We start from the raw sequence: 22,784 nt of genomic DNA, 5'->3' as shown, positions 1-22,784 counted from the left end.
AACCCCATGCGCATAGGCATCGAATGCGGCGGCACGTTCACCGATCTCGTCGTCGTCGACGATCAGGGCGGCATCGTGGCCACGAACAAAGTGTTCTCGACTCCCGACGACCCCTCCCGGGCCGTCATCTCCGCCTTGGAGGCGTTGAGCCCCGAACACCGGGACGGGGCCGACCTGCTCCATGGGAGCACCGTGGCCACCAACGCCCTGCTGGAGCGCAAGGGCGGGCCGGTGGGGCTTGTGACGACGGCGGGATTCCGCGACGTCATCTACCTGCAGCGCCAGGATCGCGCCACGATGTACGACCTCGCCTACGTGAAGCCGCGACCGCTCGTCGAGCGCCGGCACGTGTTCGAGGTGCGCGAGCGGACGACTCCGTCGGGCGCTGTGCTGATCCGGCTCGACGAGGAGTCGGTGCGCGTCGTCGCGCGCCGTCTCGTCGAGGAGGGCGTCGAATCCGTCGCCGTCAGCCTGCTGCACTCGTACGCGAACCCCGATCACGAGATCAGGGTCGCCGAGCTTCTGCGCGAGGCGGGCGTCACGGTCCCGATCTCGCTCTCGCACGAGGTGTCCCGGGAGTTCCGTGAGTACGAGCGGACGACCACGACCACCGTCGAGGCCTTCATCCGTCCCCGGGTCAGCACCTACGTCGCACGCCTGCAGGAGTCGATCTCGTCGCTCGGTCTCCGCTCGCTGCTGGTCATGCAGTCCAACGGCGGGATCGTGCCGCCGGAGTCGGTCATCGACCGGCCCGTGACGATGCTGCTGTCGGGACCGGCCGCCGGTGTCGCCGGAGCCGTCACGATCGGCACCCGTGCCGGTCTGGACGAGATCGTGACGATGGACATGGGCGGAACGAGCACCGATGTCGCCTTCATCCGCCAGGCCGAGCCCGAACTGAAGTCCGAGACCTGGATCGACGGGCTGCCGCTGCGCGTACCGCTCATCGACATCCACACCGTCGGGGCGGGCGGAGGGAGCATCGTGCGGATCGATTCGGGCGGCCTTCTCACCGTGGGCCCCGACAGTGCGGGCGCGGAGCCCGGCCCTGCCTGCTACGGCAAGGGCGGCACCCTGCCGACCATCACCGACGCGAACGTGATCACGGGTGTCATCCCCGCCGGCACGAAACTGGCCGGGAGGTTCGACCTCGACGTGCAGGCGGCGACCTCCGCTTTCGAACCGCTGGCGCGAGAACTGGGCACCTCCGTCGAGGTCGTCGCCAGCGACGCCATCCGGCTGGCCAACGTGGCGATGGCCGGCGCGATCCGGGAGGTCTCGCTCGAGCGCGGCCACGAGCTGGACGCAGCGACCGTCGTGGCGTACGGCGGCGCCGGAGCGCTGCACGCGGCATCCGTCGCCGAAGAGACCGGCATCTCCCGCGTGATCGTGCCTCCCTATTCGGGCCTCACCTCCGCCTACGGATTGCTCACGGCCGCGTTCCGGAGAGATTTCTCCCGCACCTGGTTCCGTGACGACGTGGCCTCGTTGACCATCGACGAGATCGCCGAGGAGATGGACGCCCTGCTCGCCGGCAGCGTGCGCGAGGTGGCGGAGCAGGGCATCCCGGTCGACGACCTCCGGGTCTCCTGGCACGGCGACATGCGGTACCGGGGCCAGGGGTTCGAGATCCCTGTCCCCTTGGATCTCGGCGAGACGGGCGATGGCACCGCTATCTCCGCGCGGTTCCATGAGACGCACGCCCGCCAGTTCGGGCACAGCAGCACGTCGCGCGCGGTGCAGCTGGTGACCTTGCGGCTGCGCCTCACCTCGCCGGCCCCCGAGCTGGACCCGCCTCGCACACCGAGGGTGAGCGGCGAACCCCGGAACTCGACCGTCGTGGTCGCGGGGGCTCCGCTGGACGCGGTGATCGTCGAACGCGGAGCCCTGGCCTCCTCGGCCGACCTGACCGGGCCGGCGATCGTGACCGACGCCTCCGCCACGACGTTCGTACCGCCCGGCTGGACGGCGACCCTCGACACCTGGGACAACCTCGTTCTCGAAAGGAGAGCACGATGACCGCAGTAGTGCCGCTCGGAGTCATGAAGTCGGCGTTCGAATCGCTGACCCGGGAGATGGCCGTCGATCTGCGGCGGGCCGCGTTCTCGTCGATCGTGCGCGAGGCCCGGGATTTCGCCGTCGCCCTGACCGACGCCCGTGGTGAGGTCGTGGCTCAGGCCGAATGCATCCCGATCATGACGGCCGGTATCTCGCTGGCCCTCCGCACCGCGCTCGAGACGATCGACGCCGACTCCTTGACGCCGGACGACGCGATGCTGCTCAACGACCCCTTTGCGGGTGGTCAGCACCTGCAGGACATCTATCTCTTCACACCGATCCACGTCGACGGAAAGCTCGTGGCCTTCGCCGCCACGACCGCGCACCACGTCGACATCGGCGGGGCCCACGCCGGGCTCAGCGCCGATGCGACCGAGGTGTACCAGGAAGGACTGAGGTTGCCGGTCTCGGCGTTCTCCGTGTCGCGCGACTGGGCCGAGCACGGCTTCGTGCGCCGGATCATCGCCGCCAACGTGCGGGTTCCCGACATGGTGATCGGCGACCTCGAGGCCCAGTTCGCGGCGAACGCCACCGCGCGCACGCGGTTCGGCGAGATGGTCGAGCGGTACGGCGCGGAACGCACCCTCGAATCGATGTCGGAGCTGCAGGACTACGCCGAGCGACGCTTCCGCGCCGCCATCGGCACGATCCCCGAGGGGGTCTACTCGGCCGTCGACACCATGGACGGCACGCCGTGGGGCCTCGGCGACCTCGAGATCAAGGCCACCGTCACCGTCACCGGCTCCTCGATCGACGTCGACTTCACCGGGTCGGCGGCCCAGGTGGCGGGCAACGTGAACTGCCCGTTCGCCTCCACCATCTCGGCGGTGCAGAGTGCCGTGCGGTGCATGCTGGAGGACAGGTCGATCCCGTTCAACGAGGGCTGCAACCGTCCCATCACGGTTTCCGCGCCGCTCGGCTCGATCCTCAACCCCAACGCGCCCGCCGCCGTGCGTGCGCGGCTGACGCCGGCGAGCCGGGCCTTCAACGTGGTGGTGCGGGCGCTCAGCACGGCACGACCCGACAACGCCGTCGCGACCGGGTTCGACACCACGACGGCGTTCGCCATCAGTCACCTCTCCGTCGACTCGGGCCGGTACCAGGTCGTCATGGAGATCCTCGGCGGGGGGTGGGGTGCCTGTTCGGACCACGACGGCGCCGACGCGCTCGACAACCCGATCTCCAACTGCGCCAACGCGCCGATCGAGTCCCTCGAGACCGACTACAGTCACTTCGTCATCACCGAGTACTCCCTCAACGAGGCGACGGGGGGAGACGGCCGGCAGCGCGGAGGCCTGGGCATCCGCCGGGTCTACGAGGCGCTGCACGACGGCGTGAAGATCGCGGGCTATGCCGACCGGCACCGCACGGGCGCGGCCGGCTGGGACGGCGGAGACTCCGGCGGGACCGGGTCGTTCGTGGTGGTGCGAGCAGGCGGGGAGCGCGAGGTCCTCGACTGCGCGTTCAGCCGGATCCTGCACACCGGCGACCGGATCGAGATCCAGACCGGCGGTGGCGGCGGGTACGGGCCTCCCGCGGACCGCTCCGCCGACGCCCGCGTCCTCGACACCGCCGACGGCTTCCTCGGCTGACCGGCTCCACACCCTCTCTGCGAGAGATCGCGACCCAACAGGAATGAGCGAGTACCCATGACTGCTACGCCAACACAGACCGTCGCCAAACGCGCCAACTCACCGGTTCGCATCGCGTCCGCCCAGATCATCGGTACCACCATCGAGTGGTACGACTTCTTCATCTTCGGCACGGCTTCGGCCCTGGTGTTCAACACCATCTTCTTCCCCACGTTCGACCCGCTCACCGGCACGCTCCTGTCGTTCGCGACCTTCGGCGTCGGTCTCGTCGCCCGGCCGCTCGGAGGGATCATCTTCGGTCACATCGGCGACCGTATCGGGCGCAAGAAGACGCTCGTCATGACCCTTCTCATCATGGGAATCGCCACCGTCGTGATCGGGCTGCTTCCCACCTTCGAGACCGTGGGTGTCCTGGCGCCCATCCTGCTGGTGGTCCTGCGCCTCATCCAGGGCATCGCCGTGGGCGGAGAGTGGGGAGGCGCCGTCCTGATCGGTGTCGAGCATGCCGCACCGTCGCGGAAGGCGCTCTTCGGATCGTTCGCCCAACTCGGTTCGCCTCTGGCTCTCGTGTTGTCGACCCTCGCGTTCCTGGGGGTCTCCTACGGCTCACCGGAGTGGCTCGAGTCGTGGGGATGGCGGCTCCCGTTCCTGGTCTCCGCGGTTCTCATCCCCGTGGGCCTGTTCATCCGGAGCCGGATCTCGGAGTCCGAGGAGTTCAAGGAGCAGCTGAAGAAGAAGCGATCCGACAAGATCCCGCTGCTCGAGGTGCTCCAGACCAGCTGGCGTCAGCTGATCATCGGAGTCGGTGTGGCGAGCGGCATCTTCGTCACCTATTACCTGTTCGTGACCTTCGTCCAGGCGTATGCGAAGAACACCCTAGGTATGCCGCAGGCGATCTCCCTCCCGGCCAACCTCATCGCCGCGGTCTGCGAGGGTGGAGCCCTCATGCTCGGTGCCTGGTTGTCCGTGAAATACGGCGGCCGGCGCATCGCGGTGATCGGGGCCGTCGCACTCATCGTGACGGCGGTGCCGAGCTTCATGCTCATCAGCACCGGGCAGCCCTGGGCGCTCTACCTGGCGACCGCCGTGAGCATGACGGCACTGGGACTGCCCTATGGAGTGATCGCCGCGGAGATCGCCTTGATGTTCAAGACGCACTTCCGGTACACCGGACTCTCGCTCTCGTACAACGTCTCGAGCGCTCTGGGCGGTGGAGTCGCCCCGGTGCTGGCCACCCTGATGCTGAGCTGGAGCGGCAACATCTGGGGTGTCGCCATCATGGCGGTGGTCGTCTCCGCGATCATGCTGTGGGCGTGTGTGTCGCTTCCCAGGCGGAACAGCCACGATGCGGATGCAGCCGGATCGGCACCCTCCTCGTCGGCTCAGCGCGCGGTGTAGCCGCCGTCGCCGGCAAGGACCTGTCCGTGATCCCGGCAGCGCCGCCAGCGCCGCCGCCGTCGTGCAGCGGCGCGGGCCGGGGTGACCTACGGTGGTGAGTGCGTCGTCCCGGGAGGAACATGATGAGCACCACCACGCGCGACACCCTGCTGACGGATGCCGACCTCGAGCGCCGGGCTGCGCTCCGGCGCATGAAGCTGCTCGCGACCTCCCTGCTGGTGCTCTCGGCGATCGTGTTCGCGGTCGCCTTCGCGCTCCAGGACCGGTACCCGTGGCTGGGTTACGTGCGGGCGGCGGCCGAAGGGGCGATGGTGGGGGCGCTCGCGGACTGGTTCGCCGTGACCGCGCTGTTCCGGCATCCGCTCGGCCTGCGCATCCCGCACACCGCGATCATCCCGAACCGCAAGGACGAGATCGGGGTGAGCCTCGGCGAGTTCGTCGAGCAGAACTTCCTCTCCGACGAGGTGGTGCGCAGCAAGCTGGCCACCTTCAGCGTGGCCGACCGGTTGGGGGAGTGGCTCGCCGATCCGGCGAATGCCGAGCGGGCGAGTGCCGAGGGCGCCGTGGTGGCGCAGGGCGTGCTGCGCTTCTTCAGCGACAGCGACGTCGAGAGCCTCATCGAACGCCTCGCCCGGGAGTACCTGTTCGACCGGGAGTGGGCGCCCACGCTCGGCCGGGTGGGGTCGGAGCTCGTGGCCGCCGACCAGCAGCGCGCGATCGTCGACGCCCTGGTCGACGCGGCGGAGTCCTGGCTGATCGAGCATCCGGATGCGCTCGGCCAGGTCGTGTCCACCCGGATGCCCCGCTGGGTTCCCGGGTTCGTCGGCGGCCTCGCCGACGAGCGCGCGCATCGCGAGGCGGTCGGTCTGCTGCACGCGGTGCGCGACGACCCGGAGCATCCGCTGCGCCTGGCGATCGACGGCTACCTCACCGACCTCACCGACCGGCTGCAGAACGACCCCGCGATGGCCGACCGGGTGGAGGAGATCAAGGCCGAGTTCCTGGAGAGTCCCCGGCTGCGCTCCTTCGCCGGGCAGCTGTGGGAGGCGGTGAAGACGACGCTCGCCGAGTCGCTGGCCGATCCGGCGAGCGAGCTGCGCACGGCCGCGGCATCCGCTCTGGTCGACGTGGGCGTGCGGCTCTCGAACGACCCGGCGCTCTCGGCGAAGATCGACGCCTGGATCGCCGACGCGGCGGGCTACGCGGTGCAGAAGTACCGTCACGACCTCGCCTCGGTGATCAGCGACACCGTGCAGCGCTGGGACGCCCGCGAGACCACGCAGAAGATCGAGCTGCAAGTGGGCCGCGATCTGCAGTTCATCCGCATCAACGGCACGGTCGTGGGCGCGATCGCCGGCGTGGGCATCTACGCGATCGCCACGGGCGTGCACGCGCTGCTCGCCTGAGAGGGCGTCCCGAGGGCGTCCCGCGGCGCGTCCTGAGGTGGGGCCGACGGGCGCCACCGGGCGTCGGATCAGCGCGCGGTGTAGCCGCCGTCCACCGGGAGCGACACCCCGGTGATCATGCGGGCACCATCACCCAGCAGGAACACCACCGGCGCCGCGATGTCGGCCTCGGTGGCCCACCGCCCGAGCGGCATCGCGGCGAGGAAGGGCTGCTCGATCTCCGGCTGCCCCCAGTAGGACGCCGACATCGGAGTCATCACCACGGTCGGGTTCACGCTGTTCACGCGGATGCCGTGCGGTCCGAGCTCGAGGGCCGCCACCCGGGTCATCCCGTCGACGGCCGCCTTCGACGCGGCGTAGGACGCGTGCCCCTGCAGCGCCACGAGGCCCGCCTGGCTGGAGATGTTGACGATCGACCCGCCCCGGCCGACGCGGATCATCGAGCGGGCGGCGTACTTGGTGGCGAGGAATGTACCGCGGGCGTTCACGCTCATGACGCGATCGAACATGTCGGCTCCCGCGTCGACGAAGGGCGCCACGAGACCCCCGAAACCGGCGCAGTTGACCAGTCCGTACAGATCCAGACCCGCGAGCGCCGCCTCCACGCCGTCCTCGTCGGACACGTCGAACACCAGGCCGCGAACCCCGTGCGCACTCCGTACGCCGTCGAGCTCCTCCTCGGTGCGGCCGGCCGCGATCACCTCGGCGCCCGAGCGCACGAGCTGCGCCACGATCTCGCTCCCGATCCCGCCACCCCCGCCGGTGACGACGACGACCCGCCCGTTCAGATCCTCGGTCACGACTGACTCCTCTCGTCGTCGCGGGTGGTGAAGGTGATCTCGAGGCGGGTGGTGAACGACTCGCCCGGGTCGAGCATCCGGCCCGTTTTGCCCTCGTCCGGGCCCTCGGCGTGGCTCGGCCAGCAGGTGCCCGGCTCGATGCCGAGGGCGTAGGAGCCCGCCGCCTCGCTGCGCCAGATGGTGAGGTAGGGGAGTTCCTCGGTGCGGTAGCGCACCGAGACGACGGTGGTGGCGGCGTGCAGCTCGGCCACGCTCCATCCGTCGTCCCCGGCGATCGCCACCAGAGCGTCGACGTTCTCGGGCTTCCCGGGCTGGGGTGCGCCCAGCTCGCGGCTCCAGCGGGCATCGGCGGTGCTGCCGGCGTCGGTTCCGGATGCCGCTGTGCCGGCGTCGGTTCCGGATGCGGCCGGGCTCGCGTCGGCCTGCACGTGCGCACCGGCCTCCAGCAGCGGCCAGCCGAGGTTGATGTGGTACAGCAGCTTCACCGGAACCGCCGCGAACCCCTCGTTGCGCACCACGTCGGAGACGGTGATGCGGCTCACGCCGTGCTCGGCGGTGATGGTGCGATCGACTGTGAGGTTCTGCTCGAAGATCGCCCCCTCGCGCATCGATCCCGCGACCTCGAGCTCGTAGACGTCGCCGTTCCAGCGCCCCTCGGCCCGGGTGACCGTGGCGGCGACGAGGTGCGCGCGCCCGTGCATCCCGCCCTCCTCGACGGAGGCCCGGCCCACCGCGGTGAGCCCGCAGGTGGTCAGCAGCCCACCGAGCCACCGGCGTCCCCAGCTCTCGGCGCGCGGGGAGGTGGAGGGGGTCGTGACCGAGACGGCGTCGCCGTTCCACAGGGCGAGCCCGAGGTCGAGGAACTGGTCGGGTTCGACGGTCACCACCAGTGCGCCGAGCCCGCGCAGGTCGATCTGCCGCCGCCCGCCCTCCGGCCCGTTCTGCGCCCGCACGCTGCGCGGCCCCCAGGCCCGTTCCACCGCGCCGATGCGCGCCTCGATCTCCCGCCGACTGCTGCTCATGCTGTCAGTCTCGCAGAGGGCGCCGTCGCCCGGCGCGAGGCGGCGGGCTACCAGCGGCCTCGGGAGGGGTCGACCTGTGGGGCGTCGGTCTCGGCGGGCTCCGAGGTGAGGCGCAGGTCGCCGTCGTTGGCGGCGACGACCATCTGGCGGATCCAGGCGCGGTTCAATGCCGGCGGGCGGCTGCCGAAGAAGTGGAAGTGCACGAGCGAGGCCGGGCTGATCCAGATGGAGTGCCGGCCGCTGCCGCCCTCCAGATCGACCTGCCAGGAGAACGAGAACGACTCGTTGCGGCGCAGCTTCGAGAACATCGCGACCTTGACGTGGGCGAGGGTGCGGTCGTCCAGCTCGATCTCGAGACCGCCCGCGCCGTAGATGAACTTCCCCACTGCAACACCCTCGATCCGTAGGAGACCCGGATGCTCGCGCATCCATTGGCTAGACAGTCTAGCTAAATCACTCTAACGCACACATCGGTCACGATTTCGCGGCTGGACGCGGGAATCCGGGCGTGCTATGCGAATGACCGTTCGACCCGATCGACGTGGCCCTGCAGCTTACCGATGCGGAATGGCGGATGCCGTCGCGCTATTCGAAGTTGCGGTGGCGCGCGACCAGATCCTCGAAGCGGGCACCCGTGCGGCGGACGAGCATCAGGTAGAGCACGTCCCAGAAGATCCAGAGCGACTGCTCGAACAGGCTGCCCATGGCCTGGATGGTGGGCACGACGTCGCCCTCGGCGCCGTAGGTGTGGGCCGGGATGGTGAGCACGATGTCGGCCAGCTGCGCGGTCGGGCCATCCGGGATCGCCGTGGCCACCAGCAGGGTGGCGCCGGTCTTCTTCACCTGCTCGGCGATGTAGTGCAGGTGCGGGATGTTCGCCGGGCCGGTGGGCATGATGAACAGGTCGTCGGCCGTGACGGCGGGCGTGGTGTCGTCCCAGCCCCAGTGCACGGTCTTGCCGAAGTGGGTCAGGCGCATGGCGAAGGCCTTGGAGCCCAGACCCTCGCGGCCGATGCCGAGCACGAAGATGCGCTGGTGCTTCTCCAGGGCGTCGAGCGCCGCCTCGATGGAGTCGAGGGGAACCCGGCGGAACACCTCGCCCAGCTCCTCGACGACGGTCGCACTGATCTCGCGGAATTCCGACATGTCCGGTCCTTTCTCTACTTCCAACAGTCTGGGCCACGTACCGTCTGCGGCGGCGGTGCCGGTCAGCGCAGGCCCGGCTTAGCGCCGAAACGGCCCACCAGCAGGGCGATCAGGATGACGGCGCCGTAGACGGCGTTGATCCAGAAGGTCGGCACACCGGCCAGGGTGAGCACGTTGGTGAGCGTCCCGAGCAGCAGAACGCCCATCAGCGCGCCGATGATCCGACCCTGTCCACCGGTGAGCTGCACCCCGCCGATCACGGCCGCGGCCAGGGCGCTGAAGATCATGTTCTCGCCCATGCCGCTGGTGACCGAGGCGAGGCGGCCGGCGAGCATCAGGCCGGCGAAGGCGGCGAGCGTGCTGGCGGCCACGAAGGCGGTGATCAGCACGAAGTCGACCCGGATGCCGGCGGCCTTGGCGGCGTCGGCGTTGCCGCCGATCGCGTAGAGCGCGCGGCCCCAGGAGGTGTAGCGCAGCACCAGGCCGGCCACGATGAAGAGGATCGCGGTGACCCAGATGGCGGCGGGGATGCCGGCCCAGCGGGCCGAGCCGATGTAGCGGAAGGCCTCGGGCAGGCCGGCCAGCGTCTTGCCCTGGCTGATGCCCAACGTGATGCCGCGCAGCAGGATGAGCATCGCGAGCGTGACGATGAAGGGATCGAGTTTCACCTTCACGACCATGAAGCCGTTGAACAGCCCGATGCCGGCGCCGATCGCCAGCGTGATCAGGATGGCCAGCAGCGGGTCGATGTCGGTGCCGAGGCCGCCGACGGCTGCGGGGATGACGAGCCAGGCGGCCACCATCGGCGCGAGCCCCACGGTCGACTCGAGCGAGATGTCGAGCTTGCCGGTGAGCAGGATGAAGGTGAGGCCGATCACGACGATGCCGAGTTCGGCCGACTGGCGCAGGATGAGCGTGAGGTTGGCGGCCGAGAGGAACGCGGGGCTCACCAGCGCGCCGACGACGATCACGATGGCGAGGCCGGGCAGCACACTGAGCTCGCGCACGTTCTGCACGACGGCGCCGAGGGCCTTGTTCTTCGGGGCTCCGGGACGCTGTGCCTTGCCGGATGCGGGCGCGGGGGCGGTGGCGGTGGTGTTTGTCATGGTCTTCACTCCAGGCCTTCGATGGCTCTAACGATGTCTTCTTCGATCGGCTCCGAGAGCTCGGCGGCGATCCGCCCCTCCCGCATGATGAGAACGCGGGAGCTGACCAGCAACTCCTCCACGTCGTCCGAGATGAGCAGCACGGCCACGCCTTCGGCGAGGGCGCGGAGCATCAGGGCGTAGATCGCGTCCTTCGCGGCGATGTCCACGCCCGCGGTGGGCGAGATCAGCACGAGCACGCGGGGCTTGCGGGCGAGCGCGCGGGCCAGGACGACCTTCTGCTGGTTTCCGCCGGAGAGGCCCGAGACCGCGAGGGAGGGGTTCGGCGGCACCAGCGCGACATCCTGGATCAGCTCCTTCGAGATGGCGGTACGGCGCTTCGGCGAGAACACGCCGGCGGGCGCGATCTGATCCATGATGCCCATGGTCATGTTCTCGGCCACGCTCAGCTGCGGCACGTAGCCGTCGCGGTGCCGGTCGGCGGGCACGAAGCCGATGCCGGCACGCTGGCTGGTCTTCACGGTGCCGGTGACCAGCGGCTCGCCGTCGACGAGCACCTCGCCGCCGGATGCCTTGCGGAGGCCGGCGACGACCTCGCCGACCGAGTACTTGCCCGATCCGCCGCTGCCGCCGATGGCGACCAGCTCACCGGGGGCGACGTCGAAGGAGATGTCGGTGAAGGCACCGGCCTTGTCGCCGACGCCCTTCAGGGACAGCGCGGGAACTCCGGCGAGCGAGATCGACTTGGTGTCGGCGCGGTGGCGCTGCTGCTCCTGGCCGGCCAGCAGGGCCTCGACCAGGTCATCGGAGCGGATGTCGTCGCCGGTGCGCGACCAGAGCAGCTTGCCGTCGCGCAGCACCGTGGCCGAGTCGCAGATGGCGGTGACCTCGCGCAGGAAGTGCGAGACGAACACGAAGGTGACGCCCGACTGCTGCAGCTCCTGCACCTTGTCGAACAGGCGGCGGATGGCGGCACCCTCGAGCTGCACGGTGGGCTCGTCGAGCAGCACGATGCGACTGCCGGCCTCGAGCGCCTTGGCGATCGTGAGCATCTGACGTTCCTCGATCGGGGCGTCGGCGAGCAGGGTGCGCGGGTTCAGCTGGATGTTCCAGGCCGCCAGGATGCGCTCGGCCTCGCTCTGCATGCGGCGCCAGGAGACCTTGACCCCGTCGGTGGGCAGGCGGCCGGCGAAGAGGTTCTCGGCGACCGAGAGGTTCGCGAACACCGAGGGGCGCTGGTACACGCAGGCGACCTGGTGCTGCCAGGCCTTGGGGTCGGATGCCGCGGGGGCGGGTTCGCCGAAGAACTGCAGCGACCCGGTGTCGGGCTGTTCGAGTCCGGTGATCATGCGCAGCAGCGTGGACTTGCCTGCTCCGTTGCGGCCGATCAGGCCGTGCACCTGGCCGGGGAGGATCGAGACCGACACGTCCTGCAGCGCTTTCGTCGCTCCGTAGGTCTTGCTCACGCCATCGATCCGGATGGCCGGCACGGTGCTCGGTGAAGGGGTGGTCATGACGTCTCCGTGTCGGATCTCTCGTTCGGGGTTCGGGCCGCGGGGAAAGGGGCCGCGTGGAAGGTGATGTCGGGGTGTGCGGAGGCCGGATGCGCGGGCCGGCCCGGGGGAGCCGGCCCGCGCATCCGGGGTCGAGCGGGTCTACTCCGCGACGCCGAAGGCCTGGAGCGCGAACTCCTTGTTGCCCCACAGCTCCGGGTCGTCGACGTTCTCGGCCGTGACGACCGGGGTCGGCAGCAGGTCGACCAGGTTGCCGTTGCGCTCCTCGATGACACTGCCGTGGTCGGTCTCGCCGGCCTCGAAGGTCTCGCCCGAGATCGCGCGGGTGAGGTAGTCCACGCCGTAGTCGATGTAGTCGGTCATCGGCTGCGCCACGGCGGCGTCGAGCCAGCCGTCGCGGATCGCGGTCATCGCCATCGGGCTGGCGTCGACCGACACCTGCACCACGTGGCCGGGCTGGCCCACGGGGATGAGCTTGCCGAGCGAGTCGAGGGTGTCGAGGATCGTCGGGAAGAACGTGGCGTCGCTCTGGTTGTAGATGCCGGCGATGTTCGTGTACTGGTTCATCGCGGTCTCGATGCCGGATGCCGCCTTCGAGGGGTCCCACTCGGTGGCGACGTTCACGAGCTTCACGTCGGGGTAGTTCTCGGCCATGCAGTCGTTGAAGCCGTTGGTGCGGTCGCGGCCGTTGGAGGTGACCGGGTCGCCGTCGAGCGTGATGACGGCGTCGCCGGCCTTCACGCGGCTGCCCATCTCCTCGCAGGCGAGAGCGCCCATGTTCACGTTGTCGGCGCGCACGATCATGGCGATGTTGCCCGAGGCGGGCGCCTCGTCGATGGCCACGATCGGCACGCTGGCGTCGTTCGCGTACTCGATCGCCGGCACGATGGCATCCGCGTCGCCCACCGAGATGACCAGGCCCTTGGCGCCCTTGTTGATGAGGGTCTGGATGTCGGTGAGCTGCTGCGCGGCGTCGCGGTCGGCGTTGGTGGCCGGGATGGTGCCGTAGCCCTCTTCCGCGAAGCGCTCCATCGAGCCGACGTTCTCGGCGTTCTGGAACGGGTCGGTGTGCGGCTGGGAGTAGCTGAGCAGGATCTCGCTCTTGGGGGTGTCGGCGCTGATCGCGGTGGATCCCTCGCTCGAGCATCCGGCGAGCAGCAGGGCGCTCGCGGTCAGGCCGGCAAGCACGACTCCCGTCTTCGCTGTGGTTCGCATTGCGGACTTCCTCTCTGAAGTGGCAGGACTACGGATGCTCCGGCGTGCGCCGGGTCTCCGAACAGGTAGTACGGATTGTACGTACAGAACATACATCTCGGATCGTGAAATGCACAAGTCGTCTGTTCTGTACGTACAGACTCGACAATACGGACTGTAGGGCGCTACTGTGAAGGCCGAACCCGATCCACCCCGGAAGGACTTGCAATGGCTTTGGTCAGTGGCCTGGAAGTAATCAACGAATGCGTGTCACGCGGCCTCGTCGCCGGCGCCTTCAACACCACCAACCTCGAGACGACGATGGGGATCGTCGACGCCATCGAGCGGGTCGGAGTGCCCACCTTCATCCAGGTCGCCCCCACCAACGTGGCGCTCTCGGGCTACGAGTACATCTACGACATGGTGTCGCGCCGCCTGGCGGACACCCGGGTGCCGGTCGCTCTGCACCTGGACCACGGCAAGTCGCTCGACGCGGTGGAGTCGGCTCTCGCCGCCCGCTTCACCTCGATCATGATCGACGACTCCGAGGCCTCGTTCGAGGACAACGTGGCCACCTCGGCCAAGGCCCGCGCGATGTGCGGCCCCGACATCGCCCTCGAGGCCGAGCTCGGCAGCATCGGCGGCAAGGAGGACGACGTCGCCCCCGAGTACGCGAACACCACGAACCCGGCCCAGGTGGCCCCGTTCATCGAGGCCGTGGGCGTCGACATGCTCGCCGTCTCGGTCGGCAACGTGCACGGCTTCGCGCCGAACGCCCGCATCGACTTCGACCTGCTCGCCCGGGTGCGTGAGGCGGCCGGCAATGTGCCGCTGGTCGTGCACGGCGGATCGGGCCTGCCGGCCGAACAGCTCGGCCGGCTGAACGAATTCGGCGTGGTGAAGGTCAACGTGGCCAGCGACCTGCGCAACGCGATGATCCGCAGCTACGGCGAGGCCTTCGTCGCCAACCCCGACGAGACCTCCCTGATCCGGGTGGCGAAGGACTCCGTCATCGCCATCGCCGACGTGGTCGAGCGCCGCATCCGCATCCTGAACCCCTCGGTCGCGTAGGCGGCCCGCCCGCGCCCGCGACCGCACCTGAAGCAAGGAAACCCCCAGTGCTACCTACGATCACCGTCGACGTGGGCACCACGAGCGTCAAGCTCTGCCTGTTCGATGTCGCCGGAACCCTGCTCGCCTCGGCGCGCCAGGCCACCCCGACGGTCACGGATGCCTGGGGCGAGATCTACGACGTCGACGCCCTGTGGGCTCTCGTCACCGGTTTCGTGCGCTCGCTGCCGTCCGGGCAGCGCGCGCTGGTGCAGCGCATCGCGATCACCGGCGTGGGCGAGTCGGGCGGGCTGGTGCGGCCGGACGGGTCGCTCGCCTCGCCGATGATCCTGTGGCACGACCACCGCGGCGCCGAGTATCTGGCGCGCCTGTCGCCGGCCGACCGCTCGCTCGTCTACCGCGTGACCGGGCTGCCGGTGAACGGCAACTACGGGCTGTCGAAGGCGGCGTGGGCGGCTGACCACGTGGTGGACGGGGCGGGCCCGGGCGCCGCATCCGATGCTCTCGACGGGCTGCAGTGGCTGAACGTGTCGGAGTACCTGGCGGCGCGGATGACCGGGCGGCGCTGGTCGGAGTACTCGCTGGCCAGCCGCACCATGGCGCTGGATCTGACGACCGGTCAGTGGTCGGCCGAGGTGTGCGGACTGCTGGGCCTGCCGGTCTCCCTTTTTCCAGAGCTGCGGCCCGCCACGTCGGGTTCGGAGGTCACCGCGGAATTCGCGCAGGCGGCCGGGCTGGCCGACGACGTCGTGGTGCACGTGGCCGGGCACGACCACATCGTGGGCGCCGTGGGGGCGGGTCTCGCGCCGGGCGAGCTGCTCAACTCGACCGGCACCACCGAGGGACTGCTGCTGCTCGGCGCGGCGCCGGTGCTCGACGAGCACGCCGAACGCTCCAAGCTCGCGAACGGCCTCGTGGGCGACGGACTCGCCGCCGGCGACGGCAGTGAGGGGCACTACGCCCTGTTCGCGTCGATCCCGACGGGCGGATCCGCGTTCCAGACCTTGCAGGGTCTGCTCGGTCAGCCGGCCGACGAGCTCACGGCGACCGTCGCGCGCGTGCACGAGCGCTACCTCGCCGGGTCGCTCGACCCGCGCACCGCTCCGCTGGTGCTGCCGCAGTTCCGCGGCAGTTCGCCGCCCGCGAAAAACGCGCGCGCCCGGGGCATCATCGCCGGACTGTCGACGGATGCGACGGACGACGACATCGTGTTCGGCTGCTTCCTCGGCCTGGTTCTGCAGTTCCGCGACGTGCTGGCGCTGTTCCGCGCCGAGCCGGTGCTCGTGAAGGTGATCGGGCCGGCCGGCCGGAACCCGCTCTGGACCCAGCTCAAGGCCGACCTGCTCGGGCGCCCCCTGAGCGTGTCGCAGTTCCCCGAAGTGGTCTCGCGCGGCGCGCAGGCGCTGGCATCCGGAACCGTCGCCTCGTGGCAGGACTGCTCGCCCGAGGAGGTGCGGCCCGACTCCGCGCGCACCGCCGTTCTGGCCGAGTGGGCCGATGGCGTCCGGGCGCAGTGGGAGTACCTGAAGGGGTTCCCCGCATGACGCTGGTAGCCGGAATAGACTCCTCCACCCAGAGCTGCAAGGTGACGGTGCGCGATCTCGCCACCGGGCGGACGGTTCGCGAGGGCAAGGCCGTGCATCCGGCGGCCACGATCCTCGACCCCGAGTGCTGGTGGGACGCCCTGCTGCTCGCCGTGAACCGGGCGGGTGGGCTGCACGATGTCGCCGCGATCGCGGTGAGCGGGCAGCAGCACACGCCGATCTTCCTGGATGCCGATGGGGCCGTGACCGCGGATTCGCCGCTCTGGAACGACACCGGATCGCATCCGCAGATGGTGGCGCTGAACGAGGAGCTCGGGCGCGAGGAGTGGATCCGGCGCACCGGGCTGCCGCTCACGCTGTCGGACACCGTGGTGAAGCTGCGCTGGCTACGGGACGTCGATCCGGAGGCCGCTCGCCGTACGGCGGCGGTCGCCGTGGTGCACGACTGGCTCACCTGGCGGCTGATGGGCTTCGGCGCCGGATCGGGCGCGGCGGGGCTGGGCCGGCTGACGACGGATCGCTCGGAGGCCAGTGGAACCGCCTACTGGTCGGGCGAGACCGAGGCGTACACGCCGGATCTCTTCGAGCACGCCCTCGGTCACTCGGCCGTGCTGCCGCGCATCCTGGGCCCCCTCGACACGGCGGGGGTGACGGGCGGCGGTCTTCCGGGCGTCCCGGCGGGCATCCCACTCGGGGTGGGCAGTGGCGACAACGCGGCGGCCTCGCTGGCCCTGGGGCTCGCCGAGGGCGACGTCGTGCTCTCGCTCGGCACCTCGGGTGTGGTCTACACCCGCAGCGCTTCGCCGGTTCACGATTACGCCGGGTACGTCTGCAGCTACGCGGATGCGACCGGCGACCACCTGCCGCTGGTGGCCACACTGAACGCGGCCCGCAACTTCGACCTGGGCGCCGGGCTCCTCGGCTGCTCGCACACCGAACTCTCGTCGCTCGCCCTCGAGGCCTCCCCGGGGGCGGGTGGGCTCACGCTGCTGCCGTACTTCGAGGGCGAGCGCACCCCCGACCTGCCGCACGAGCGCGGCTCGCTGCTCGGCGCCTCGCTGGTGAACTTCACCCGGCCGAACTTCGCCCGCGCGGTGATCGAGGGCACTCTGGCCAGCCAGATCGTGATGCTCGACGCGCTGCGCTCCTGCGGCATCCCGGTGTCGCGCCTGCTGCTGATCGGCGGGGCGGCGCAGAGCCCGGCCGTGCAGCAGATCCTGGCGCAGATGGCGGACGTGCCGGTCGCCCTCCCCGCCTTCGACGAGTACGTCACCAAGGGCGCCGCGATGCAGGCGGCCTCCACCCTCACGGGGGCCTTCCCCTCGTGGCCGGTCGCGGTCACCGCGCTGCCCCCGGTCCCGCACGAGCCGCACATCGGCGCCCAGCACCGGGCGGCCCAGTCCGCCCTCGGCTACGCCTCCCTCTAGGCGCGCCTTCCCGCCCGGCCGCCGTGCCCGGCGTGGCTCGGGCCGGAGCGGGACGGGTGCACAGACGGGGTGGGGAGTCGCGCAATAGGATCGGTTCGGTCTTGGTGCCGGTTCGGTCCCGGTGCCGGTTGGGTCTAGGGAGGTGCGGGCGTGGGCGGTGGCAGTCGGCGGGCCGTCGCGTGCGGCGTCGACGTCGGCACCACCAACGCCAAGGTCGTGCTGATCGGGGAGGACGGAGCGGTGCTCGCGCGGGCCGGGCGGCCGACGCCTCGCGACGCCGGAGGCCTGTGGATCGACGCCGACGCACTGGTCACCGCGATCGAGGAGCTGGTGCTCGAGGCCTGCGCCGACGACTACGAGATCCACGCCATCTGCGCGGCGGGCGTGGGGGAGGACGGCGTGCTCGTCGACTCCGGCTTGCGGCCGCTCACGAAGGCGCTGGCCTGGTTCGATCCGCGTCGCCACGGGATCTTCCGCGCGCTCCGCCCGGGGCTGCGCGACGACGAGTCCTTCGACGCCGAGACCGATCCGGTGCGCACGCTCGTCGGGTGGGCCTGGTCGCGCGCCGAGCTCGAGGCCGGCGGGCGCGCGGCATCCGGAGCTCGCAGCTGGGTGGCGCTCGCCGACCTGGCGGGGGTGCGCTGGAGCGGGCGGCCCTTCCTCAGCGACACCCTCGCCTCGCGCACCGGCGCCTGGCGCGCCGCCGACCGGGAATGGTCGGCCGAGCGGGTCGCGCTGACGCTCGGGTCGGCCGACCTGCTGCCACCCGTGCTGCGGACCGGCGACGTGGTGGGCGCGGTGAACTCCCCGGCGCTCCGCGCGGCGGGGGTGCTGGCATCCGACGCCGTCACCGTCGCGGGCGGCCACGATCACCCGATCGGCGGTTGGGGTGTCGACCAGCTCGTGCCCGGCGCCGTGCTCGACTCGATGGGCACCGCCGAGGTGATCGTGGCGCAGTCGCCGCGGCCCGGGCTGGCCCGCCACGAGCACGTCGACGTGGCACCGGGCATCCGTTCCGAGGGCACGACCCTGTTGCGGGTCGAAGAGCTCGCGCGCAACGTGGAGTGGGCCTCGCAGGATCCGGAGGTGGCGGCGCAGATCCGCCTCCTGCTGCAGGGCGCCGTCGACCCCGAGCCTGTTCTGGAGGCCGGTTACTTCGTGCCCGGTCCGCGCGGCGGCGGGCGCCCCTCGTACTCGCTCGACGCCCCGAGCGACCCCCTGGCCCGGGCCTCGGCGGTGCTCGGTGCGCTCGCCGCGGTCGGGCGGGACGCCGTGCTCGCGGTGGGTCGCGACGCCGAGACTGCGGGAGGTGACGATGCGAGCGGCCCGCGCGAGGTGCGGCTCGCCGGCGGCTGGACCCGCTCGCCCGGCTGGCTCGACATCAAGGCCGCCGTCACCGGTCGCCCCACCGCCGTCATCGCCGAGCCCGAGGTGACCGCCGTCGGGGCCGCCCTGCTGGCCGCGCGCGCCCGAGGCTGGGCGCCCGACCCCGCCGTGGCCCTCGGCCGGGCCTGAATCCGGCCGCCTGGTACTCCAGAGGTCAGACACTACGTGGGGGCTGGAATGAGCCTCAGCTGGCGGCGACGTTGACCTCGAGCGGCACCACGTCGGTGCGCACCCAGGTCTCGTAGTAGTCGAAGCGCTGCTCGTCGTGGCCCCAGGAGAGCGAACCCACCTGCAGCACCGGCGCATCCGGGGGCAGCTGGAGGTGCGCCGCCACCGTCTCGGGCGCCGGCAGGGAGCGGATGACGCGGCGGGCGCTGCTGGTGATGAAGCCGGCCTGGCGCAGGGTCACGTTCACCGATCCGGTGCCCGCGAGCACGTCGTCGGCGGCGGCGATGGTCTGGCCGGCGCCGGCCGGGAACCAGTTGGTGCTGAACATGCCCACGCGGCCGTCGAGCGAGCGCACGCGCTCCAGGGCGAAGACCTCCTCGGTGGCCTCCAGGCCCAGTGCCTCGCTGACGTGGGCGGGCGGCACCCGGAATCGCGCATCCACCACGGTCGTGGTGATGCCGGTCTGGCCGTGGCGCAGCTGCAGTTCGAGGAAGCCCTGGGCGTCTTGGATGATCCAGCCCGAGGACTGCTCCGGCACGGCCGCGAAGACGCCCCGGCGCGGCACGCGACGCGCGTAGCCCTCCGACTCGAGCTTGGACAGGGTCTGGCGTACCGTTGCGCGGGAGAGGCCGAATTCGCGGCAGAGTTCGAGTTCGCTCGGCAGCCGCTCGTCGGTGGGGAAGTCGCCGCTGCGCACCCGGTCTTTCAGGATGTCGAACAACTGCTCGTAATAGGGGACCGGGGATTCCCGCTCGATCGTCTGCGACACTGCACCTCTCCTTTGCCCGCCATCGTACTGTGTCTGGTCGGATTCGTCTGAGCTAAATGTACAGACAGCGCGGACAACAGCCGTGCAGGGTGGTCGGCCACTGTCGCATGCCGAAGGCCCCCGCCGATCGGAGTCGTGCGGGGGCCTTCGGGGTGGCGCGGGTCAGTTCTGCGCGGGCAGCTTCTTCACGGAGTCGAAGAGGAAGCGGTAGCTGAAACCGGCGATCAGGGCGCCGACGATTGGGAACACGATGAACACCCAGAGCTGCGCGAGCCAGTCGCCGCCTCCGAAGATGGCCGTGGCGATGGATCGGGCCGGGTTCAGCGAGGCGTTGTCGATCGGGATGGTGACCAGCAGCATGATCGTGAGCGTGAAGCCGATCGCGATCGGCGCGAAGCCGTAGACGGCGCGGGCGTGCGTGACGCCGAGGATCACCAGGAGGAAGAGGAAGGTGATGATGATCTCGGCGGCGATGGCCGATCCGATGCCGAAGCCGCCGGGGGAGAGCTCGCCGTAGCCGTTCGAGACGAAGCCGCCGGCGATCGCGTCGTCGAGGAAGTCCGCGGGGCCGCCCGCGGCGAGGGCGAAGATCGCGGTCGCGCCGACGATCGCACCCACCAGCTGCGCCACGATGTAGCCGGGCGCATCCTTCCAGGCGAAGCGGCCGGCCGCGGCCAGGCCCAGGGTGACGGCCGGGTTGAAGTGTCCGCCGGAGATGGGGCCGAAGGCGTAGGCGCCGATCATCACGGTGAGGCCGAGGGTGAGGGCGACGCCGAGGAAGCCGACACCGAAGACGTTGCCCTCGGCCGCGTCGAACCCGGCCGAGAAGGTGGCGGCGCCCACCAGGGCGAACACGAGCAGGAAGGTTCCCGCGACCTCGGCGATCAGCTTCGCGACGAGCGAGGGTTCGGAGGGCTCAGGAGCAGCGGGGTACGACACGGTCGATCCAATCATCGGCGGCGAGGGGCGCGCGCGAATGAGACCCCCGAGAGGCGTCCCGATCCCCCCATGAGTTCGGTGCGCCTGCTCAGGCTAGCGGCCGGGTGTCGGCCGGGTGGAGGTGTGACGTCGCGTGTCGTGGTCAGCGCATCAGGGCCAGCACGACGAGGCAGGTGGTGCCCCCGACGAGCAGGATGCCGGCGGCCAGCTGGGCGAGGAGACGGGTGGGGACGCGCCGCCGGCGGCGGGAGGCGGCGCGTGGCTGCGAGGAGCGGTAGTCGGGCTGCACCGCGGAGGGACGCGCGGGGACGGCCTGTGCGGGGGTGGCGGGCGGCGCAGTGGACTTCGCCGGAGGGGACGGAGTCGAGGGGGCTCGGCCTGCGGCCTCCGGGCGCCGTCGGGTGATGTCCACCTCCCAGAGGAAGTCCTCGAACGAGCTCTCGTCCGGGGCTTCGCGGTGGCGGGTCATCCTCCGAGGCTAGGCGCGAGCATCCGGGTCGTCGATGGGGAGAACTGCCCATCGGAGCGCGGTCGTCTCGGGGAGTCGGCTGCGGAGTCGGCGTGGCATCCGCCGATGTCGGTGGTGCGGCGCACAATGGGCGCATGAACGATTTCGAGACATGCGAACGGTGCGACGGCTCGGGCGCCGACCCCCGGCAAGACTTCGAGCTCGACCAGGTCGACCTCTGCGTCGAGTGCCGCGGCGACGGTGTCGTCGTCATCCTCGAGCGCGAGCTCGTGCTGGCACGCGCCGCCTGACCGCCGCACGATTCCTGACCACTGCACGACTCCTGCCCATTGCACGACTACTGAACGGATGAAGCCGCTCCCCTGAGCGGTCTGTTTTCGACGGGCGCAGGCTCCGTTGGAAACGAACTGGTAACGAATCCCGGAGGGGGATGCGCGGCATCCGCACTCGGAGGACGATGCTGAATGAAAGGGCCTGAGGGCCTGAGGGAACGGGCCTGCGGGTGAGGGCCTGAACGAAAGGTGCGGGCGATGGGGCGACAGAATTATCGCCGGGCGAGCCCCGCGATGGCTCCCGCGGGTGTCGCCGCGCCGCACGGCGATCCCTACGCTGACTACCTCAAGTGGGTTTCGCAGGGCCGCCCCTCGCTCGGTGGCTCACCGGCGGCGCGCCCCGAGCCCGGCACGGTGCTCACCACCGAGCACGTGCAGGTGCAAGAACTCGGCGCCCTCCCCGAACTGCAGAACCTGACCGCCCCCGCGAAGTCCCCGCTCTGGCAGCGCATCACGGGCGCCCTCCGTCGCCGCTGACGCGGCATCCTGAGCCTCGCCGGCCCAGCCTCGCCGGCCCAGCCTCGCCGGCCCAGCCTCGCCGGCCCAGCCTCGCCGGCCCAGCCTCGCCAGAAGGCCGGAGCCGGGCGGCTAGTAGCTCGCAGCGGGCCGGTCGTCGCTCTGGCCCGGGGCGGTGACGTAGCGGTCGGCCAGCGCTTCGCTCGAGCGCGCGAGCAGCGCCACATCGGCTCCCACCAGGATGAACGCGGCGCCGGCGGCCAGATAGCGGCGGGCCAGCGGTTCGGCGAAGGCGTTGACGCCGGCCGGCACGCCGGCGGCCGTGGCTACCGCGATGCAATGCTCGACCGCGGCGATCACGTCGGGGTGATCCTGCTGGCCGAGCACGCCCATCGAGGCGGCGAGGTCGGAGGGGCCGAGGAAGACGCCGGCGAGGCCCTCGACCGCCACGATCGACTCGATGTTCGCCACGGCCTCGGCCGACTCGATCTGCACGATCACCGAGATGCGTTCGGCCGCCGTGGCCAGGTACTCGGGGGTGCGGTTCCAGCGCGAGGCCCGCGCGAGCGCCGATCCGACCCCCCGGATGCCCCGTGGCGGGTAGTGCACACTGCGCACGGCGAGCTCGGCCAGTTCGGCGGTGTCGACCATCGGCACGAGCAGGGTCTGCGCGCCGAGGTCGAGGTACTGCTTGATGATCACCGGGTCGAGCACCGGCGGCCGCACCACCGGCAGGATCGGGTACCCGTGCACCGCCTGCAGCTGCGCGAGCAACGACTCGAGGCCGTTGGGGGAGTGCTCGGCGTCGATCAGCAGCCAGTCCAGGCCCGACCCCGCGCAGAGTTCCGCGATCAGCGGGCTGCCGCTGCACACCCACATGCCGGCGAGCGGCCGGTCGTGGGCGGCGAGCGCGGCGGCGAAACCGGCATCCGGGTCGATGGAGCCGGGGCCGGCGGCGGATGCTCCGGATGCGCCGGATGCCCCGGA

21 protein-coding genes are annotated in these 22,784 nt (G+C 70.6%); 10 read left to right on the top strand and 11 right to left on the bottom strand.

Annotated features, from left to right (window positions below):
• Positions 1-6 precede the first annotated feature (6 nt).
• The 4 genes from ACN4JJ_RS05705 (at position 7) to ACN4JJ_RS05690 (ending at position 6,454) form a co-directional block, all read left to right on the top strand.
• The gene (locus ACN4JJ_RS05705; RefSeq protein WP_440708948.1) at positions 7-2,019 is read left to right on the top strand and encodes a hydantoinase/oxoprolinase family protein; all 2,013 of its coding nucleotides are present in this window, start codon (positions 7-9) and stop codon (positions 2,017-2,019) included.
• Complete coding sequence (locus ACN4JJ_RS05700; RefSeq protein WP_440708947.1) at positions 2,016-3,650, top strand: hydantoinase B/oxoprolinase family protein; 1,635 nt, start codon at positions 2,016-2,018, stop codon at positions 3,648-3,650. Before ACN4JJ_RS05705 ends, ACN4JJ_RS05700 begins: the two co-directional genes overlap by 4 nt.
• 57 nt (positions 3,651-3,707) lie before the next feature.
• On the top strand, positions 3,708-5,048 hold the full coding sequence (locus ACN4JJ_RS05695; protein WP_440708946.1) for an MFS transporter: 1,341 nt from the start codon (positions 3,708-3,710) through the stop codon (positions 5,046-5,048).
• Positions 5,049-5,170: 122 nt separating this feature from the next.
• Positions 5,171-6,454 (top strand): DUF445 domain-containing protein, encoded by a 1,284-nt coding sequence (locus ACN4JJ_RS05690; RefSeq protein WP_440708945.1) that lies wholly within the window; start codon positions 5,171-5,173, stop codon positions 6,452-6,454.
• 68 nt (positions 6,455-6,522) lie between these two features.
• Here the strand turns inward: ACN4JJ_RS05690 and ACN4JJ_RS05685 are convergent, their stop codons facing one another.
• The 7 genes from ACN4JJ_RS05685 to ACN4JJ_RS05655 all read right to left on the bottom strand — a co-directional run bounded on the left by ACN4JJ_RS05685 (position 6,523) and on the right by ACN4JJ_RS05655 (position 13,257).
• A complete protein-coding gene (locus ACN4JJ_RS05685; protein ID WP_440708944.1) occupies positions 6,523-7,254 on the bottom strand; it encodes an SDR family oxidoreductase in 732 nt (243 codons plus the stop codon).
• A complete protein-coding gene (locus ACN4JJ_RS05680; RefSeq protein ID WP_440708943.1) occupies positions 7,251-8,276 on the bottom strand; it encodes a DUF4432 family protein in 1,026 nt (341 codons plus the stop codon). The genes ACN4JJ_RS05685 and ACN4JJ_RS05680 overlap by 4 nt, the downstream gene beginning before the upstream one ends.
• A gap of 47 nt (positions 8,277-8,323) precedes the next feature.
• Positions 8,324-8,662 carry a DUF7882 family protein gene (locus tag ACN4JJ_RS05675; protein ID WP_440708942.1) on the bottom strand — a complete coding sequence of 113 codons (339 nt, stop codon included), beginning with the start codon at positions 8,660-8,662 and terminating at the stop codon, positions 8,324-8,326.
• Positions 8,663-8,861: 199 nt separating this feature from the next.
• Complete coding sequence (locus ACN4JJ_RS05670) at positions 8,862-9,422, bottom strand: SIS domain-containing protein (RefSeq protein ID WP_440708941.1); 561 nt, start codon at positions 9,420-9,422, stop codon at positions 8,862-8,864.
• A 62-nt stretch (positions 9,423-9,484) separates the two neighbouring features.
• Complete coding sequence (locus tag ACN4JJ_RS05665) at positions 9,485-10,528, bottom strand: ABC transporter permease (RefSeq protein WP_440708940.1); 1,044 nt, start codon at positions 10,526-10,528, stop codon at positions 9,485-9,487.
• A gap of 5 nt (positions 10,529-10,533) precedes the next feature.
• Entirely contained in the window at positions 10,534-12,042 is a 1,509-nt protein-coding gene (locus tag ACN4JJ_RS05660) for a sugar ABC transporter ATP-binding protein (RefSeq protein WP_440708939.1), read from the bottom strand.
• Between the two features lie 141 nt (positions 12,043-12,183).
• A complete protein-coding gene (locus tag ACN4JJ_RS05655) occupies positions 12,184-13,257 on the bottom strand; it encodes a sugar ABC transporter substrate-binding protein (RefSeq protein ID WP_440708938.1) in 1,074 nt (357 codons plus the stop codon).
• A gap of 207 nt (positions 13,258-13,464) precedes the next feature.
• On the opposite strand from ACN4JJ_RS05655, the gene ACN4JJ_RS05650 reads away from it, so the two are divergent.
• The 4 genes from ACN4JJ_RS05650 (at position 13,465) to ACN4JJ_RS05635 (ending at position 18,793) form a co-directional block, all read left to right on the top strand.
• Positions 13,465-14,307, top strand: coding sequence for a class II fructose-bisphosphate aldolase (locus tag ACN4JJ_RS05650; RefSeq protein ID WP_440708937.1), 843 nt, complete (start codon positions 13,465-13,467; stop codon positions 14,305-14,307).
• Positions 14,308-14,354: 47 nt separating this feature from the next.
• Positions 14,355-15,851: an FGGY-family carbohydrate kinase gene (locus tag ACN4JJ_RS05645; protein WP_440708936.1), complete on the top strand. Its 1,497-nt coding sequence runs from the start codon at positions 14,355-14,357 to the stop codon at positions 15,849-15,851.
• Entirely contained in the window at positions 15,848-17,278 is a 1,431-nt protein-coding gene (locus tag ACN4JJ_RS05640; protein WP_440708935.1) for an FGGY family carbohydrate kinase, read from the top strand. Before ACN4JJ_RS05645 ends, ACN4JJ_RS05640 begins: the two co-directional genes overlap by 4 nt.
• Positions 17,279-17,428: 150 nt before the next feature.
• Positions 17,429-18,793, top strand: coding sequence for an FGGY-family carbohydrate kinase (locus tag ACN4JJ_RS05635; RefSeq protein ID WP_440708934.1), 1,365 nt, complete (start codon positions 17,429-17,431; stop codon positions 18,791-18,793).
• A 55-nt stretch (positions 18,794-18,848) separates the two neighbouring features.
• Here ACN4JJ_RS05635 and ACN4JJ_RS05630 read toward each other — a convergent pair whose 3' ends face one another.
• The 3 genes from ACN4JJ_RS05630 to ACN4JJ_RS05620 form a co-directional block, all read right to left on the bottom strand.
• Positions 18,849-19,601 carry a GntR family transcriptional regulator gene (locus ACN4JJ_RS05630; protein ID WP_440708933.1) on the bottom strand — a complete coding sequence of 251 codons (753 nt, stop codon included), beginning with the start codon at positions 19,599-19,601 and terminating at the stop codon, positions 18,849-18,851.
• A gap of 162 nt (positions 19,602-19,763) precedes the next feature.
• Entirely contained in the window at positions 19,764-20,540 is a 777-nt protein-coding gene (aqpZ, locus tag ACN4JJ_RS05625; RefSeq protein ID WP_440708932.1) for an aquaporin Z, read from the bottom strand.
• A gap of 142 nt (positions 20,541-20,682) precedes the next feature.
• The gene (locus ACN4JJ_RS05620; RefSeq protein WP_440708931.1) at positions 20,683-21,009 is read right to left on the bottom strand and encodes a hypothetical protein; all 327 of its coding nucleotides are present in this window, start codon (positions 21,007-21,009) and stop codon (positions 20,683-20,685) included.
• 134 nt (positions 21,010-21,143) lie between these two features.
• Between ACN4JJ_RS05620 and ACN4JJ_RS05615 the strand changes: the two genes are divergently transcribed.
• Together ACN4JJ_RS05615 and ACN4JJ_RS05610 are read left to right on the top strand one after the other, a co-directional pair.
• Entirely contained in the window at positions 21,144-21,299 is a 156-nt protein-coding gene (locus ACN4JJ_RS05615) for a hypothetical protein (RefSeq protein ID WP_440708930.1), read from the top strand.
• A 240-nt stretch (positions 21,300-21,539) separates the two neighbouring features.
• Positions 21,540-21,818 carry a hypothetical protein gene (locus tag ACN4JJ_RS05610; protein WP_440708929.1) on the top strand — a complete coding sequence of 93 codons (279 nt, stop codon included), beginning with the start codon at positions 21,540-21,542 and terminating at the stop codon, positions 21,816-21,818.
• A 111-nt stretch (positions 21,819-21,929) separates the two neighbouring features.
• On the opposite strand, the gene ACN4JJ_RS05605 is transcribed toward ACN4JJ_RS05610, so the two are convergent.
• Entirely contained in the window at positions 21,930-22,736 is an 807-nt protein-coding gene (locus ACN4JJ_RS05605) for an HpcH/HpaI aldolase family protein (RefSeq protein WP_502263998.1), read from the bottom strand.
• Between the last annotated feature and the right edge of the window lie 48 nt (positions 22,737-22,784).

The organism is Herbiconiux dendrobii (assembly GCF_052048175.1).
GTDB lineage: Bacteria > Actinomycetota > Actinomycetes > Actinomycetales > Microbacteriaceae > Herbiconiux.
Note: the sequence above shows the minus strand (reverse complement) of the source record. Positions and strands in the feature narration are given on the sequence as shown.